15 protein-coding genes, 1 tRNA gene and 2 rRNA genes are annotated in these 16,131 nt (G+C 57.6%); 14 read left to right on the top strand and 4 right to left on the bottom strand.

The window, feature by feature from the left end; all coding sequences use genetic code 11:
• Positions 1 to 224: 224 nt before the first annotated feature.
• Positions 225 to 2,174 carry an RNase E specificity factor CsrD gene (gene csrD / locus AC6I7Z_RS01960; protein WP_497812957.1) on the bottom strand — a complete coding sequence of 650 codons (1,950 nt, stop codon included), beginning with the start codon at positions 2,172 to 2,174 and terminating at the stop codon, positions 225 to 227.
• Between the two features lie 281 nt (positions 2,175 to 2,455).
• On the opposite strand from csrD, the gene msrP reads away from it, so the two are divergent.
• The 14 genes from msrP to AC6I7Z_RS01890 all read left to right on the top strand — a co-directional run bounded on the left by msrP (position 2,456) and on the right by AC6I7Z_RS01890 (position 15,639).
• Complete coding sequence (gene msrP, locus AC6I7Z_RS01955; protein WP_497812956.1) at positions 2,456 to 3,460, top strand: protein-methionine-sulfoxide reductase catalytic subunit MsrP; 1,005 nt, start codon at positions 2,456 to 2,458, stop codon at positions 3,458 to 3,460.
• Entirely contained in the window at positions 3,461 to 4,063 is a 603-nt protein-coding gene (gene msrQ, locus AC6I7Z_RS01950) for a protein-methionine-sulfoxide reductase heme-binding subunit MsrQ (protein WP_497812955.1), read from the top strand.
• 222 nt (positions 4,064 to 4,285) lie between these two features.
• A complete protein-coding gene (gene aroQ / locus AC6I7Z_RS01945; protein WP_497812954.1) occupies positions 4,286 to 4,738 on the top strand; it encodes a type II 3-dehydroquinate dehydratase in 453 nt (150 codons plus the stop codon).
• Between the two features lie 21 nt (positions 4,739 to 4,759).
• On the top strand, positions 4,760 to 5,227 hold the full coding sequence (accB, locus tag AC6I7Z_RS01940) for an acetyl-CoA carboxylase biotin carboxyl carrier protein (protein ID WP_497812953.1): 468 nt from the start codon (positions 4,760 to 4,762) through the stop codon (positions 5,225 to 5,227).
• An 11-nt stretch (positions 5,228 to 5,238) separates the two neighbouring features.
• On the top strand, positions 5,239 to 6,588 hold the full coding sequence (gene accC, locus AC6I7Z_RS01935; RefSeq protein WP_033754760.1) for an acetyl-CoA carboxylase biotin carboxylase subunit: 1,350 nt from the start codon (positions 5,239 to 5,241) through the stop codon (positions 6,586 to 6,588).
• Between the two features lie 125 nt (positions 6,589 to 6,713).
• On the top strand, positions 6,714 to 6,956 hold the full coding sequence (locus AC6I7Z_RS01930) for a YhdT family protein (protein ID WP_497812952.1): 243 nt from the start codon (positions 6,714 to 6,716) through the stop codon (positions 6,954 to 6,956).
• Entirely contained in the window at positions 6,946 to 8,382 is a 1,437-nt protein-coding gene (gene panF / locus AC6I7Z_RS01925) for a sodium/pantothenate symporter (protein WP_497812951.1), read from the top strand. Before AC6I7Z_RS01930 ends, panF begins: the two co-directional genes overlap by 11 nt.
• Before the next feature lie 11 nt (positions 8,383 to 8,393).
• A complete protein-coding gene (prmA, locus tag AC6I7Z_RS01920) occupies positions 8,394 to 9,275 on the top strand; it encodes a 50S ribosomal protein L11 methyltransferase (RefSeq protein WP_497812950.1) in 882 nt (293 codons plus the stop codon).
• 374 nt (positions 9,276 to 9,649) lie between these two features.
• Positions 9,650 to 10,615 carry a tRNA dihydrouridine synthase DusB gene (gene dusB, locus AC6I7Z_RS01915; RefSeq protein ID WP_033754748.1) on the top strand — a complete coding sequence of 322 codons (966 nt, stop codon included), beginning with the start codon at positions 9,650 to 9,652 and terminating at the stop codon, positions 10,613 to 10,615.
• A gap of 24 nt (positions 10,616 to 10,639) precedes the next feature.
• Positions 10,640 to 10,936 (top strand): DNA-binding transcriptional regulator Fis, encoded by a 297-nt coding sequence (gene fis / locus AC6I7Z_RS01910; RefSeq protein ID WP_000462905.1) that lies wholly within the window; start codon positions 10,640 to 10,642, stop codon positions 10,934 to 10,936.
• A gap of 548 nt (positions 10,937 to 11,484) precedes the next feature.
• A complete protein-coding gene (locus AC6I7Z_RS01905) occupies positions 11,485 to 12,510 on the top strand; it encodes an amino acid ABC transporter substrate-binding protein (RefSeq protein ID WP_033792385.1) in 1,026 nt (341 codons plus the stop codon).
• 67 nt (positions 12,511 to 12,577) lie between these two features.
• The gene (locus AC6I7Z_RS01900) at positions 12,578 to 13,756 is read left to right on the top strand and encodes an amino acid ABC transporter permease (RefSeq protein WP_497812949.1); all 1,179 of its coding nucleotides are present in this window, start codon (positions 12,578 to 12,580) and stop codon (positions 13,754 to 13,756) included.
• A 15-nt stretch (positions 13,757 to 13,771) separates the two neighbouring features.
• Complete coding sequence (locus tag AC6I7Z_RS01895) at positions 13,772 to 14,872, top strand: amino acid ABC transporter permease (protein WP_497812948.1); 1,101 nt, start codon at positions 13,772 to 13,774, stop codon at positions 14,870 to 14,872.
• Positions 14,873 to 14,880: 8 nt separating this feature from the next.
• Positions 14,881 to 15,639, top strand: coding sequence for an amino acid ABC transporter ATP-binding protein (locus AC6I7Z_RS01890; protein ID WP_048785028.1), 759 nt, complete (start codon positions 14,881 to 14,883; stop codon positions 15,637 to 15,639).
• 117 nt (positions 15,640 to 15,756) lie between these two features.
• On the opposite strand, the gene rrf (AC6I7Z_RS01885) is transcribed toward AC6I7Z_RS01890, so the two are convergent.
• The 3 genes from rrf (AC6I7Z_RS01885) to rrf (AC6I7Z_RS01875) form a co-directional block, all read right to left on the bottom strand.
• Positions 15,757 to 15,872 (bottom strand): 5S ribosomal RNA (rrf, locus tag AC6I7Z_RS01885).
• Positions 15,873 to 15,904: 32 nt separating this feature from the next.
• Positions 15,905 to 15,980: transfer RNA gene (locus AC6I7Z_RS01880), tRNA-Thr, on the bottom strand.
• 15 nt (positions 15,981 to 15,995) lie between these two features.
• A 5S ribosomal RNA gene (gene rrf / locus AC6I7Z_RS01875) occupies positions 15,996 to 16,111 on the bottom strand.
• Between the last annotated feature and the right edge of the window lie 20 nt (positions 16,112 to 16,131).

Here is a 16,131-nt window from a genome sequence, read left to right as displayed (position 1 = left end):
ACGTTCTGCTTCGGTGAAAAAATAGACCAATTTGACTTTATGCGATGCACAACGAGAACTGACCGGTACAAAACGGCGGTATTTACCCGTTTTACTGGCTTCGCGCCCCCGTTGCGACGCGCTCGTTCGACATAAAATCTAACATTTCCGCCACAGGATGTTGACGATGCCGCCGCCTCTTCCTGCGTCCAGATCCCGCTTTGGGCCGCTGCCCCTGGAAATGGCTAAATATGATAGCGTTGTGAATACTTTTTCACATTACTGTTTACAGGCTGCGAAGGCGCGAAGAGATCGCCCTGCCCACCCGACACGCCCAGGCCAATTAATGTCTGCCATTCCGCGTGCGTCCGTACCCCTGTCGCGAATACCTGCGTCTGGGCGGATTTGCACACTTCCAGCAGGCTCTGCACAAACAGCTGATTTTCAGTACGCCGATCGATATTGCGCACCAGACCGGGATCGAGCTTGATTAAATCGATGGGGAATTGCCTGATATAGGCGCTACTCACCACGGTTAACCCTGCCTGATCGACAGCGATACGACAGCCAAACGCCTGCAGCGCACGGAACACCGGCGCTAAACGGTTGATGTGTTGACAGACGTCTGCCTCGGCAAGTTCAAATAAAAATCGTTTTCTTTGCGCTTTGGTGCACTGCAGCAGCATGTTCTGTAGCCAGTTGACGAAGGGACGCTGCAGCAGCGAGTCGATATTGATCGGCAGCGCCAGGGTTTCGTCAGGCCAGACGTCAGACAGGGCGGCGATGCGCGTAATCAGCTGGCGATCCCAGCCGTCCGCCATGCCGAACTGTAGCACCAGCGGCATAAACTCTGCCGCAACCACCTCTTTATCGCCGTCGAAAATACGCATCAGCAGCTCGCGGTGATGCACGCTGCCATCCAGCAGCACCGCCGGTTTCTGATAGAGACGCGGCCCGCCGCGGCTGAGGGTATTTTCCAGCAGGGTTCGCCAGCGCACGCTGCCGCGTCCGGCATCGAGGGGATTGCCCTCGCCGTTGGACCAGTTGTTGCCGCCCAGCAGCGTCGCCCGCCGCGTCGCCATCTCGACGTTGTCCATTACCTGCGACACGCTCTGCCCGCTGTGCCAGGCGCTGATGCCGATATGGATCAGATCGTCGCGGTTCACCATGCGCATCGGCGGCAGCGAATCGACGGCGTTTATGAGCTGATCCGCGATGCTGTTGGCCTCTTTCAGGCTGCGATGGGGCAGCAGCACCGCAAAGTCGCTGCGAAAGTAGCGAGCCAGCAGCGCGCCGGGATAGCGCAAGACGAAGGTTGAGAGCATATTGACCAGATCGAAGAGATACTCATCCACCAGCGTCGTTCCCAGCGTCTCATGGAGCATATCGAGATCGGGCAGGCGCACCATCATCACGACGCCGTGCGTGCCGACATCCTCCTGGTCTTCCAGCAGCGTCGCCAGCTGATTGTCAAAAAAGAGCCGGTTGTTGAGGCCGGTGCGGCTGTCCTGCGCGGCGAAGACGCGGATCAGCGTATCGATGCGCAGGCGCTGCTCGCCCGCCTCCTGCAGATCGTTCAGCAGTAAATCAATAGCGCTGCTGGCGCGCGGCGGCCACTCGTCGACGTCGCCTTTGCGCAGCTGCGTGCGCTCGCCCGCCAGGATCGCTTCGGCGCGTTTTTCCAGCCGCTCCATGCCGCGCCACTGGCGGTTGAGCCAGCAGTGCATCATAAAAAGCAGCAGGCTCATCACCAGCACCACAAAGAGGATCGCCGCCAGGGTATAGACGCCGGTAAAAGACTGGAACCAGGTTTTGGCGGGATCGAGCACCACGACGCGCATCGTTACGCCCGGCTGATGAAGCAGCGGCACGTCGAACTGGATATAGCGGTTGGTTTCATCTTCCAGCATCGGATTTTCATGCCGGCTGAGCCGGAACAGGATGCCGTCGCCGTTGCGCAGCTCGATCCGCTCGGTGTTTATCACCGTCATGGTGTGCTGCAACCAGTCGCGCAGCGCGTCGGGCGGCTGCTTCAGCAGCGCTTGATCCACTTCGGTCGCCAGCGTCTGCACGCGCCCTTCGACGCGCTGATGGGTTAGCCAGTAAACGCTAAAAGCGCAGCCCACCAGCATCAAAAACATCGCCAGTAAGCTTAAAAATGTAATAAACGCAGATAGTTTCGTGGTTAATCGCATCCCTGTGCCTGTTCGCTGCGGTATTGACCCATTTACGCCCGCCCTGCGCCGCGCCTGACGCAAGCGCGAGCAAAATAGCATAAATCCCGCTCTGCGGCAGCGCCGCTGCGTAAGATGAGCAAGTATATCCGTACCAGACAACGGTTAGTCCGGGTCGTTCAGCTTTTCGGCGCATTCTCATCGGCGCGTCGTGCAGGAAATTTCATATTTTAGCGGCGAAAGTCGCGGCGATCGGCAATAGTCATCATGCTGAAAGGCATATTCGAGCCGGGAGGTGAGCGATGAAACCCACAAAATATCTGACTGAAGCCGACGTTACGCCGGAAAGCATCTTTAATATGCGGCGCCGCCAGGTGCTGAAAACCCTTGGCCTGAGCGCCGCGGCGCTCGGCATGCCCGGCGTCGCGCAGGCGGACGTGCTGAGCTGGTTCAAAGGCAACGATCGTCCCGCCGCGCCGGCCGGACGCCCGCTGACCTTCAGCAAGCCGGAAAAGTATCAGGCCAGCCTGACGCTGACGCCGGAAGATAAGGTCGCCGGCTATAACAACTTCTATGAATTTGGTCTTGATAAGGCTGACCCCGCCGCCAATGCCGGCACGCTGAAAACCGATCCCTGGCAGTTGACCATTGACGGCGAAGTGGCGAAGCCGATCACGCTGAACATGGATGATATTTTCAAAAAGTTCGCGATGGAGCAGCGAATCTACCGCATGCGCTGCGTCGAGGCCTGGTCGATGGTGGTGCCCTGGGTCGGTTTCGAGCTCAATAAGCTGCTGAAGCTGGCGGAGCCCAACAGCAACGCGCGTTTCGTCGCGTTTCAGACGCTCTATGCGCCCGATCAGATGCCGGGGCAGAAAGATCGCTTTATCGGCGGCGGGCTGGACTACCCCTACGTGGAAGGATTGCGCCTTGACGAGGCGATGCACCCGCTGACCCTGCTCAGCACCGGCGTGTACGGCAAAGCGCTGCCGCCGCAGAACGGCGCGCCGATTCGCCTGACCGTGCCGTGGAAATACGGTTTTAAAGGCATTAAGTCGATCGTCAAGATCACCCTGACGCGCGATCGCCCGCCGACGACCTGGAATCAGATCGCGTCAAATGAGTATGGATTTTACGCCAATGTAAATCCGCACGTCGATCATCCGCGCTGGTCGCAGGCGACCGAACGCTTTATCGGCCCCGGCGGCACGCTCAGCGTGAAGCGTCAGCCGACGCTGCTGTTTAACGGCTACGCCGACGAGGTGGCCTCTCTTTATCGCGGCCTCGACTTGCGGGAGAACTACTGAGTGCGCCTGACGCTGAAACAGATCGTCTGGCTCAAGGCGATCCTGCATCTGGCGGCGTTTTTGCCGCTGGTCTATCTCTTTATGGCGGCGAGCCAGGGCTGGCTGAGCGCCGACCCGGCGAAGGATATTCAGCACTTCACCGGCAGAATGGCGCTGAAGCTGCTGCTGGGCACGCTGCTGGTGTCGCCGCTGGCGCGCTATGCGAAACAGCCGCTGCTGATCCGCACCCGTCGCCTGCTCGGCGTCTGGACCTTCGTCTGGGCCTCTCTTCATTTGCTGAGTTACTACCTGCTGGAGTTAGGCGTCGACAACCTGGGGCTGCTGGGCCGCGAGCTGATTACGCGCCCCTACCTTACGCTGGGCATCCTGACCTGGCTGATCCTGCTGGCGCTCGCGGCTACCTCGTTCCAGCGCGCCCAGCGCAAACTCGGCCGCCGCTGGCAAACGCTGCATAACTTTATCTATCTGGCGGCGATCCTCGCGCCGGTTCACTATCTCTGGTCGGTGAAGGTGCTCTCGCCTCAGCCGCTGCTTTACGCGCTAGGCGCGCTGGTGTTGTTAGCGTGGCGTTACAAAAAGTTTCGTCAGTGGTTGCCGCGCTGAGTTGTCTTCTCCCCGTTATTTCTGATAAAAGGTGTGGCCTCCGGGCCACGCTGGATCAACTTCGCAGATAAGACCAGTATTTTGCTGCGAATTGTCCCGAAACGGATATAATGCCCGGCTTTGTTGCGCGCGGCGTCGCCTTTTTGGGTGCGGCGGGTGACAAACGGAAGATAGCAAGGTATTTTACGCGATGCCTCAATGATTGCGGGAGATGGCAGCACGATGGCGCATAAATTTCACATTCTGCTTTTGAACGGTCCCAACCTTAATTTGCTGGGCACGCGCGAGCCGGAAAAGTATGGGCGCGCTACGCTGCAGCAGATCGTCAGCGAGTTAGCCGCGCAGGCTGACCAGCTCGACGTGGAACTGAGCCATTTGCAGTCCAATGCGGAATATCAGCTGATCGATCGCATTCATGAGGCCAGAGGCAATGTGGATTACATTATTATTAATCCCGCTGCATTTACGCACACCAGCGTAGCATTGCGCGATGCCCTTCTGGCGGTAAGCATTCCCTTTATCGAGGTGCACCTCTCTAACGTGCACGCGCGTGAACCTTTCCGCCATCACTCCTATCTTTCCGACGTATCCGCCGGCGTTATTTGCGGTTTAGGCGCCGACGGCTACTCATGGGCTTTACAAACGGCAGTAAAACGCCTGTCTCACTCCAATTAAACAGAGTACGGAACCACACTCATGGATATTCGTAAAATTAAAAAACTGATCGAACTGGTTGAAGAATCCGGCATCGCTGAGCTGGAAATTTCTGAGGGCGAAGAGTCCGTTCGTATCAGCCGTGCACCTGCCAATGTGGGTTATCCCGTTATGCAGCAGGCTTACGCCGCGCCAGCTCCGCAGCCTGCGTTAGCCTCCGCCGTCGCGCCGATCGCAGCGCCGGTCGCAGAGTCCGCCAAGCCTGCTGAAATCAGCGGCCATATCGTGCGTTCGCCGATGGTCGGCACCTTCTATCGCACGCCGAGCCCGGACGCGAAAGCCTTTATTGAAATCGGACAGAAAGTTAACGCCGGCGACACGCTCTGCATCGTTGAAGCGATGAAGATGATGAACCAGATCGAAGCCGATAAATCTGGCGTCGTGAAAGCCATTCTGGTCGAAAGCGGCCAGCCGGTTGAATTTGACGAGCCGCTGGTCGTCATCGAATAACGAGGCGAACCATGCTGGATAAAATTGTCATTGCTAACCGCGGTGAAATCGCACTGCGTATTCTCCGCGCCTGTAAAGAGCTGGGCATCAAGACCGTGGCGGTGCACTCCACCGCAGATCGCGATCTGAAACACGTGCTGCTGGCGGACGAAACCGTCTGCATCGGCCCGGCGCAGTCGGTTAAAAGCTATCTTAACATCCCGGCGCTGATCTCCGCCGCCGAGATTACCGGCGCGGTCGCCATCCACCCCGGCTACGGCTTCCTCTCTGAGAACGCCGATTTCGCCGAGCAGGTTGAGCGTTCCGGCTTTATCTTTATCGGCCCGAAAGCGGACACCATCCGCCTGATGGGCGACAAAGTTTCCGCCATCAACGCGATGAAAAAAGCGGGCGTGCCGACCGTACCCGGTTCCGACGGCTCGCTGGGCGACGACATGGAGAAAAACCGCGCTATCGCTAAGCGTATCGGTTATCCGGTCATCATCAAAGCGTCCGGCGGCGGCGGCGGTCGCGGCATGCGCGTCGTGCGCAGCGATAAAGAGCTCGAGCAGTCCATCAACATGACGAAAGCGGAAGCCAAAGCGGCTTTCAACAACGACATGGTCTACATGGAGAAGTATCTCGAGAACCCGCGTCATATCGAGATTCAGGTACTGGCCGACGGCCAGGGCAACGCGATCTATCTGGCCGAGCGCGACTGCTCTATGCAGCGTCGCCACCAGAAAGTGGTCGAAGAAGCGCCAGCGCCGGGCATTACGCCGGAACTGCGCCGCTATATCGGCGAGCGCTGCTCAAACGCCTGTATCGAAATTGGCTACCGCGGCGCAGGCACCTTCGAGTTCCTGTATGAAAACGGCGAGTTCTACTTTATCGAGATGAACACCCGTATTCAGGTCGAGCATCCGGTTACCGAGATGATCACCGGCGTGGATCTGATCAAAGAGCAGCTGCGCATCGCTGCCGGTCAGCCGCTCTCTATCAAGCAGGAAGATGTGATCATTCGCGGCCATGCGGTCGAGTGCCGTATCAACGCGGAAGATCCCAATACCTTCCTGCCGAGCCCGGGCAAAATCACCCGTTTCCACGCGCCGGGCGGTTTTGGCGTGCGTTGGGAATCGCATATTTACGCCGGCTACAGCGTGCCGCCGTACTATGATTCCATGATCGGCAAATTGATCTGCTACGGCGAAACCCGCGACGTGGCGATCGCCCGCATGAAAAACGCGCTGGCTGAGCTGATCATCGACGGCATTAAAACCAATATCGAGCTGCAAATGCGCATTATGTCTGATGAATACTTCCAGCAGGGTGGCACCAACATCCACTATCTGGAAAAGAAACTCGGACTGTACGATAAGTAAGCGCAACAGCAAGGGCGATGCAGGAGTGATTCAGACTGCTGACAGCGCCCAGGTTGGCACCTTGTCAACAAGACCAGGCCGGTGATACCGGCCTTTTTCATTTTTGTCGCCGTAGAGGTTGCATAATGGACTGGCGTTTTCTGCAAGCGAATAAAGAGGCGCGCTGGGCGCTCTACCTGACGCTCGCCTATCTGGCCGTCTGGGGCGTCTCTGCCTGGCTGGGCGGCGATGAGGCTGGCGTGACCGGTCTGCCGCGCTGGTTTGAACTCTCCTGCGTGTTTGCCCCGCTGCTGTTTATCGTGCTGTGCTGGCTGATGATACGTCTGGTGTTCCGCGATATGCCGTTAGAGGATAACGATGGAAAGTGAAATCATTCTTCCGCTGCTGGCTTACCTGGTGCTGATCGCCGCGCTGTCGGTGTTTGCCATGCGCAAACAGCGCCAGGGCAGTTTTCTCACGGAATATTTTCTCGGCAGCCGCTCCATGGGCGGTTTTGTGCTGGCGATGACCGTTACCACCACCTATATCAGCGCCAGTTCCTTTATCGGCGGCCCCGGCGCAGCCTATAAATATGGACTCGGCTGGGTGCTGCTGGCGATGATTCAGGTGCCGGCGGTCTGGCTGTCGCTCGGCGTGTTAGGGAAGAAGTTCGCTATTCTGGCGCGCCGCTATAATGCGGTGACGCTGAACGATATGCTTTATGCCCGCTACCGCAGCACGCTGCTGATCTGGCTGGCGAGCATTAGCTTGCTGGTGGCCTTTATCGGCGCAATGACGGTGCAGTTTATCGGCGGCGCGCGCCTGCTGGAAACCGCTGCGGGCATTCCTTACGATACCGGCCTGCTGATTTTCGGCGGCACAATCGCGCTCTACACCGCCTTCGGCGGCTTCCGCGCCAGCGTGCTCAACGACGCCATGCAGGGCCTGGTGATGCTGGTGGGCACCTTTCTGCTGCTGTTCGCCGTGATTCATCAGGCGGGCGGGCTCGACACGGCGGTGACTAAACTGCGCGCTATCGATCCGCAGCTGGTGTCGCCGGAAGGGGTCGATAACGTTATCAACCCGACGTTTCTCAGCTCTTTCGCCGTGCTGGTCTGTTTCGGCGTTATCGGCCTGCCGCATACCGCCGTGCGCTGCATCTCGTATAAAGACAGCAAAGCGATGCATCGCGGCATTATTCTCGGCACCATCGTGGTTGTAGTGCTGATGCTCGGCATGCACCTCGCCGGCGCGCTCGGCCGGGTGATCCTGCCAGATCTCACTATTCCCGATCGCGTTATTCCGACGCTGATGATCACCGTGCTGCCGCCGATGGCCGCTGGCGTGTTTCTCGCCGCGCCGATGGCGGCGATCATGTCGACCATCAACGCGCAGCTGCTGCAATCCTCCGCTACCCTGATCAAAGATCTCTATCTGCGCATCGCGCCGCAGCAGAGTGAAAACGAAGCGCGGCTGCGCCTGCTATCCGGCACCATCACCTTCTTGCTGGGCGCGCTGCTGCTGCTGGCGGCGTGGAATCCGCCGGATATGATTATCTGGCTCAATCTGCTGGCCTTCGGCGGTCTGGAAGCCGTTTTCCTCTGGCCGCTGGTGCTTGGCCTTTACTGGTCGCGCGCCAACGCCGCCGGCGCCATCTCCGGCATGCTGGCGGGGGCCGGCAGCTATACGCTGCTTGCCAGCCTCAATATTCAATGGGGTGGCTTTCACCCTATCGTTCCGTCATTGACCATAAGCCTGCTGGCTTTTCTGGTCGGTAATCTGTTTGGCCGCGCGCCTGATGCCGCGCTGGAATAAAGAGAAACGCTATGCCATGGATTCAAATCAAAATTAACAGCACCGGCGAGCACGCCGAACCCCTCAGCGATGCGCTGATGGAGAGCGGCGCGGTCTCCGTGACCTTTCAGGACACGCACGATAATCCCGTTTACGAGCCGCTGCCGGGCGAAACGCGCCTGTGGGGCGATACCGACGTGATCGGCCTGTTCGATGCGGAAACAGAGATGGAGGAGGTAGTCGCAGAGCTGAGCCAGCATCCGCTGCTGGGATCCGGCTTTCGCCATAAGATCGAACAGATCGAAGATAAAGACTGGGAGCGCGAGTGGATGGATAACTTTCATCCGATGCGCTTCGGCGAGCGCCTCTGGATCTGTCCAAGCTGGCGCGACGTGCCGGATCCTGACGCCGTTAACGTCATGCTCGATCCGGGCCTGGCGTTCGGCACCGGCACTCACCCGACCACGTCGCTCTGCCTCACCTGGCTGGATGGCCTGGATCTGGCGGGCAAAACGGTGATCGATTTCGGCTGCGGCTCCGGCATTCTGGCGATTGCCGCGCTGAAGCTGGGCGCGGCGCAGGCGATCGGCATCGATATCGATCCGCAGGCGATCCAGGCCAGTCGCGATAATGCGGAGCGCAACGGCGTCGCCGATCGCCTGTCGCTCTACCTGCCGCATCAACAGCCTGAGAACCTGCAGGCCGACGTCGTGGTCGCCAATATTCTCGCCGGTCCACTGCGCGAGCTGGCACCGCTGATTGGCGTGCTGCCGAAAGCGGGCGGCCATCTGGGTCTTTCCGGCGTGCTGGCAAGCCAGGCGGAGAGCGTTTGCGAGGCCTATGCCGAACGCTTCGCGCTCGATCCGGTGGCGGAAAAAGAGGAGTGGTGCCGCATTACCGGCGTGCGTCGCTAATCCGATCGCCGACCGGTTTTACCGCTCTGCTCTCTGCCTGAATAAAAACAGCGGCAGCCGGACGCGTTAATTGCGCTCCGGTCGCAATCAGATTGCGCAATAAAGCAGCGCCTGGGCGTCATATCTCTGGTTAATTCCCTGATGTGGCGCTTTTTATGTTGTGATTTACGCCATGTTTTGAGAAAAATTTTTGTTCACAATTTCAGCGTATTTTTTTAAGTCATTGAATATAAATGGCAATTAAAAAATTGACTGCTGTTTAACCATCTTTATACCGCTGATTACGGCGAATTGTTCAAAGTTTGGCCTTTCATCTTCGGTAAAAAATGCGTAATATACGCCGCCTTGCGAACAGTTACGGTCACTTCTTCTTCATGCGCATTGGACACCACCAGCTACGTAATCGACTCATTGCTGCGCCGATGGCCGGGATTACCGACAGGCCGTTCCGCACGCTCTGTTTTGAGAACGGCGCCGGTATGGCGGTCTCCGAGATGCTGTCATCTAACCCTGAAGTCTGGGCCAGTGACAAATCCCGTTTGCGTATGGTGCACAGTGACGAGCCCGGCGTTCGCGCCGTGCAGATAGCAGGTTGCGATCCCGATGATATGGCGGCGGCCGCGCGTATTAACGTGGCGTCTGGCGCGCAGATTATCGATATCAACATGGGTTGCCCGGCCAAAAAAGTGAATCGTAAGATGGCAGGCTCAGCGCTGCTGCAGTATCCCGAGCTGGTGAAATCTATCCTCACCGCCGTGGTTAACGCAGTGGATGTGCCCGTTACGCTGAAGATTCGCACCGGCTGGGATACGGAAAACCGTAACTGTGTAGAGATTGCCCAATTGGCTGAACGCTGTGGCATTCAGGCCCTGACGATACATGGACGCACTCGTGCCTGCCTGTTCAACGGGGAAGCTGAATACGACAGCATTCGGACAGTTAAGCAGAGTGTCACCATTCCCGTTATCGCGAATGGCGACATAACTGACCCGCATAAAGCCAGAGCCGTGCTTGACTATACGGGGGCCGATGCCCTGATGATAGGCCGCGCGGCTCAGGGAAGACCGTGGATCTTCCGGGAAATCCAGCATTATCTGGACACTGGGGAGCTGCTTGCGCCGCTGCCGCTGGCAGAGGTGAAGCGTATGCTCGTTGCGCATATACGTGAGCTGCACGACTTTTATGGTCCAGGCAAGGGATACCGTATATCGCGAAAGCACGTCTCCTGGTATTTGCAGGAGCATGCCCCTAATGACCAGTTTCGGCGCACATTCAACGCCATAGAGGATGCCAGCGAACAGCTGGAGGCGTTGGAGGCATACTTCGAAAATCTTGCGTAAACGAAATAAAGAGCTGAAAGAACTATGTTCGAACAACGCGTAAATTCTGACGTACTGACCGTTTCTACCGTTAACTCACAGGATCAGGTGACGCAAAAGCCTCTGCGTGATTCGGTTAAACAGGCACTGAAGAACTATTTTGCTCAACTGAACGGTCAGGATGTTAATGACCTCTATGAGCTGGTACTGGCTGAAGTCGAGCAGCCCCTGTTGGACATGGTGATGCAGTATACCCGTGGCAACCAGACCCGTGCTGCGCTGATGATGGGTATCAACCGTGGTACTCTGCGTAAGAAACTGAAAAAATACGGCATGAACTGATTTTTAGTTGATGCGGTAAATGACGCCAGCCTGAGTGCTGGCGTTTTTATTGGCTCAGCCTTTCGCCATAAAGCTGAAAGCGATGAAACAACTCGCTCGCAAATGGTAACCTTAGTTGCAATCGCGCCAGTGAAAATGACCTGCGCATTGATTCCCGTTCCTCTCTGACGCGCCTCCCCTTTTTCCTCGCTCGTTTCCCCGCAGCGCCTGCGCTGACGGCCGCTCAGTGATCGCCATTGCCGAAAAGCGTAACTCATCTTTCGCATACATCCTTTCCTGAGCTGTGGCTCACATTGCTTCCATATAGTGAAACTATTTGCACTAATTGTGATCGGGACGACTCGCTTTGCTTCCTTTTGGTGCGCGATAGTAACGCTGCTTTCCAGATACTTCAGATTAATAAGAGATCTTTCCAGCCCACTCACGTTTCTGCAAACCTGGCACTGGCTTTGCAGTGCTATGCGTGGCTGACCGCCACAGACAGGTAATAGCGCGCTGCAGAGCGCGCATCAAACATAACAAAATAATTACGCCACACAGGATGCTTTATGAAAAAGATGATGCTCTCTACGTTGGTCGCCGCCGCTGCGCTCCTCGCGGTTACTCAGCAGGCGCACGCTGGCACCACGCTGGATGCAATTAAGAAGAAAGGTTTTGTGCAGTGCGGTATCAGCGATGGTCTGCCGGGCTTCTCCTATGCTGACGCCAGCGGCAAATTCTCCGGCATCGACGTTGACGTCTGCCGCGCGGCAGCCGCCGCCGTTTTCGGCGACGCCAGCAAGGTAAAATATACCCCGCTGACCGCGAAAGAGCGTTTCACCGCGCTGCAGTCAGGCGAAGTGGATATTCTGTCGCGCAACACCACCTGGACTTCTTCGCGCGACGGCGGCATGGGCTTCCTGTTCGCTGGCGTGAACTACTATGACGGCATCGGCTTTTTGACTCACCAGAAAGCAGGCCTGAAAAGCGCGAAAGAGCTGGACGGCGCCACGGTCTGTATTCAGGCGGGCACCGACACCGAACTTAACGTAGCGGACTTCTTCAAAGCCAACAAAATGCAGTACACCCCGGTGACCTTCGATCGCTCTGACGAATCCGCCAAGGCGCTCGACAGCGGTCGCTGCGATACCCTGGCGTCCGATCAGTCGCAGCTCTACGCGCTGCGTATCAAGCTCGGCAAGCCGGACGAGTTTATCGTACTGCCGGAAGTGATCTCGAAAGAGCCGCTGGGCCCGGTAGTGCGTCGCGGCGACGATGACTGGTTTACCATCGTGAAGTGGTCGCTCTACGCCATGCTGAACGCCGAAGAGATGGGCATCAACTCGAAGAACGTAGATCAGATGACCGCCAAGCCGACCACGCCGGATATGGCGCACCTGCTGGGCGCGGAAGGCGACTTCGGCAAAGACCTGAAGCTCGACAACAAATGGGCCTATAACATCATCAAGCAAGTCGGCAACTATCAGGAAGTGTTTGACCGCAACGTGGGTAAAGACAGCGCGCTGAAGATTGCGCGCGGCCAGAACGCGCTGTGGAATCAGGGCGGCATTCAGTACGCCCCGCCGGTCCGCTAATCACACATGTTAACGGGACGCCGCGTTGCGCGGCGTCCTGCCTGCGCTTTGTCTCTGAGGTTTCAACATGTCACAACGCCCAAGCGTGAAAAGGGACATTTCATTCGGTAATCCCGCGGTTCGCGCCTGGCTTTACCAGATTATCGCCATTGTTGCGGTGGTTATCGTGGTGGGTTATCTGATCCACAATACGATTATCAACCTTGCCAGCCGCGGCATTACGTCCGGATTCGGCTTTCTTGATCGCAGCGCCGGTTTCGGTATCGTCCAGCATCTCATCGAGTACACCGAAGGCGACACCTACGCGCGCGTGTTTCTGGTGGGCCTGACCAATACCCTGCTGGTTTCTGCGCTCTGCATCGTTTTCGCGTCGCTGCTGGGATTTTTCATCGGCCTGGCGCGCCTGTCGGATAACTGGCTGCTGCGCAAGCTCTCGACAATCTATATCGAGACCTTCCGTAATATTCCGCCGCTGCTGCAGATCTTCTTCTGGTACTTCGCGGTGCTGCGTAATCTTCCCGGCCCGCGACAGGCGTTAAGCGCATTCGATCTCGCCTTCGTCAGCAACCGCGGACTCTATGTGCCCTGGCCGCAGTATGCGCCAGGCTCCGGGCCCTTTATCGTTGCGCTGGCACTGGCCGCCGTGGGCAGCTATGCGCTGTTCCGCTATCATCGCAAATATCAGCTCAAGACCGGCCAGCTGCGTCGCACCTGGCCCGTCGCTCTCGCCATGTTTGTGCTGTTCCCTGTGGTGGCGCATCTGGGCTTCGGCGCCGCCACGCACTGGGACGTGCCGACGCTGCGCGGCTTTAACTTCCGCGGCGGCTTCGTAATGATCCCGGAGCTGGCGGCGCTGACTCTGGCGCTCTCTGTCTACACGTCGTCGTTTATCGCCGAGGTAATCCGCGCCGGCATTCAGTCCGTGCCGCACGGCCAGCATGAAGCCGCGCGCTCGCTGGGCTTGCCCAATCCGGTGACGCTGCGTCAGGTCATTATTCCGCAGGCGATGCGCGTCATTATTCCGCCGCTTACCAGCCAGTACCTCAACATCGTGAAAAACTCCTCGCTGGCGGCCGCGATCGGCTACCCCGATATGGTGTCGCTGTTTGCCGGTACGGTGCTGAATCAGACCGGCCAGGCGATCGAAACTATCGCTATCACCATGGGCGTCTATCTGGTGATCAGCCTGGTGATTTCACTGTTGATGAATATCTATAACCGCAAAATTGCGCTGGTTGAGCGCTAAGAGAACGGGATGACGATGTCTGTTACCACACACGAAGCCTCGCCGGCCGCCGCCACGCCGCTGAGCCGCGCCTGGGTCTGGGCGCGAAAAAATCTCTTCTCCAGCTGGTTTAATACGCTGCTGACGCTGTTTTGCCTCTGGCTGATGTGGGAGGTGATCCCGCCCGCGCTGGAGTGGCTGATATTCCAGGCGAACTGGATTGGCGAGACGCGCGCCGACTGCACCAAAGAGGGCGCATGCTGGGTGTTTATTCATGCGCGCTTCGGCCAGTTTATGTATGGGCTCTATCCGCACGAGCTGCGCTGGCGTATTAACCTGGCGCTGGTGCTGGGCGTCGCCTCGATTGTGCCGATGTTTGTGAAATCTCTGCCGCATCGCGGCCGTTATATCGCCTGCTGGGCGGTGATCTATCCCCTCGTCGTCTGGCTGCTGATGTATGGCGGCCTGTTTGGCCTGGAGCACGTCGAGACGCGCCAGTGGGGAGGACTGACGTTAACGCTGATTATCGCCGCGGTCGGCATCGCCGGCGCGCTGCCGCTGGGCATTCTGCTGGCGCTGGGACGTCGCTCGCGTATGCCGGTCGTGCGTACGCTCTCGATCATTTTTATCGAATTCTGGCGCGGCGTGCCGTTGATTACCGTGCTGTTTATGTCGTCGGTGATGCTGCCGCTGTTTATGTCGGAAGGCACCAGCATCGATAAGCTGGTGCGTGCGCTGGTCGGGGTGATTTTGTTCCAGTCGGCTTACGTTGCCGAAGTGGTGCGCGGCGGTTTGCAGGCGCTGCCGAAAGGTCAGTATGAAGCGGCGGAGTCGCTGGCGCTCGGCTACTGGAAAACGCAGCTGCTGGTGATTTTACCACAGGCGCTGAAGCTCACCATCCCCGGCCTGGTGAACACCATTATCGCGCTGTTCAAAGATACCAGTCTGGTGATCATTATCGGTCTTTTCGATCTGTTCAGCAGCGTGCAGCAGGCTACCGTCGATCCCGCATGGCTGGGGATGTCGACCGAAGGCTATGTCTTTGCCGCGCTGGTTTACTGGATTTTCTGTTTTAGCATGTCGCGCTATAGCCAACATCTGGAGAAGCGCTTTCACACCGGGCGTAAATCGCATTGAGGTTTTCCATGACACAACATTTGCATCACGATTCAGCTTTGATGATTTCGCTCGAGAACGTGAATAAATGGTACGGGCAGTTTCATGTCCTGAAAGATATTAACCTGCAGGTGAAGCCGCGCGAGCGTATCGTGCTGTGCGGCCCTTCCGGTTCCGGCAAGTCTACGACGATCCGCTGCATCAACCATCTGGAAGAGCATCAGCAGGGACGCATCGTGGTCGACGGCATCCATCTGAATGATGATGTACGCAACATCGAACGCGTGCGCACCGAAGTAGGTATGGTATTTCAGCACTTCAATCTTTTTCCGCACCTGACGGTGCTGCAGAACTGCACGCTGGCGCCCATCTGGGTGCGCAAGACCGCGAAAAAAGAGGCAGAGGCGCTGGCGATGCACTACCTGGAGCGCGTACGCATTGCAGAGCATGCGCATAAGTTTCCGGGGCAACTCTCCGGCGGACAGCAGCAGCGCGTGGCGATTGCGCGTTCGCTCTGCATGAAACCGAAAATTATGCTGTTCGATGAGCCGACCTCTGCGCTGGATCCCGAGATGGTTAAAGAGGTGCTGGATACTATGATTGGGCTGGCGGAAGACGGTATGACAATGCTGTGCGTTACCCATGAGATGGGTTTTGCCCGTACCGTGGCCGATCGCGTGATCTTTATGGATCGCGGCGAGATCGTAGAGATGGCGCCGCCGGAAACCTTCTTTTCGAATCCGACGTCTGAACGTACACGCGCGTTTTTATCGCAGGTTATCCATTAACGCCGAGCACAGCATCAACACCCCGGACCGGTTCCGGGGTTTTTTATGGGCAGAAAAGGTAAACCGCAGAAAAGAAAAAAGCCCTTTGCTTATGCAAAGGGCTTTTTCTTGTTTGATGCCTGGCAGTTCCCTACTCTCGCATGGGGAGACCCCACACTACCATCGGCGCTACGGCGTTTCACTTCTGAGTTCGGCATGGGGTCAGGTGGGACCGCCGCGCTAAAGCCGCCAGGCAAATTCTTTATTCGCCGAACTCTTACGTAACTGGTGCTGATACCCAGAGTCGAACTGGGGACCTCACCCTTACCAAGGGTGCGCTCTACCAACTGAGCCATATCAGCACACTGTATTTGGATGCCTGGCAGTTCCCTACTCTCGCATGGGGAGACCCCACACTACCATCGGCGCTACGGCGTTTCACTTCTGAGTTCGGCATGGGGTCAGGTGGGACCGCCGCGCTAAGGCCGCCAGGCAAATTCTGTCTTCCGCGCC

It is taken from the genome of Pantoea sp. X-Soil-MYKO-1289, from assembly GCF_059730625.1.
Note: the sequence above shows the minus strand (reverse complement) of the source record. Positions and strands in the feature narration are given on the sequence as shown.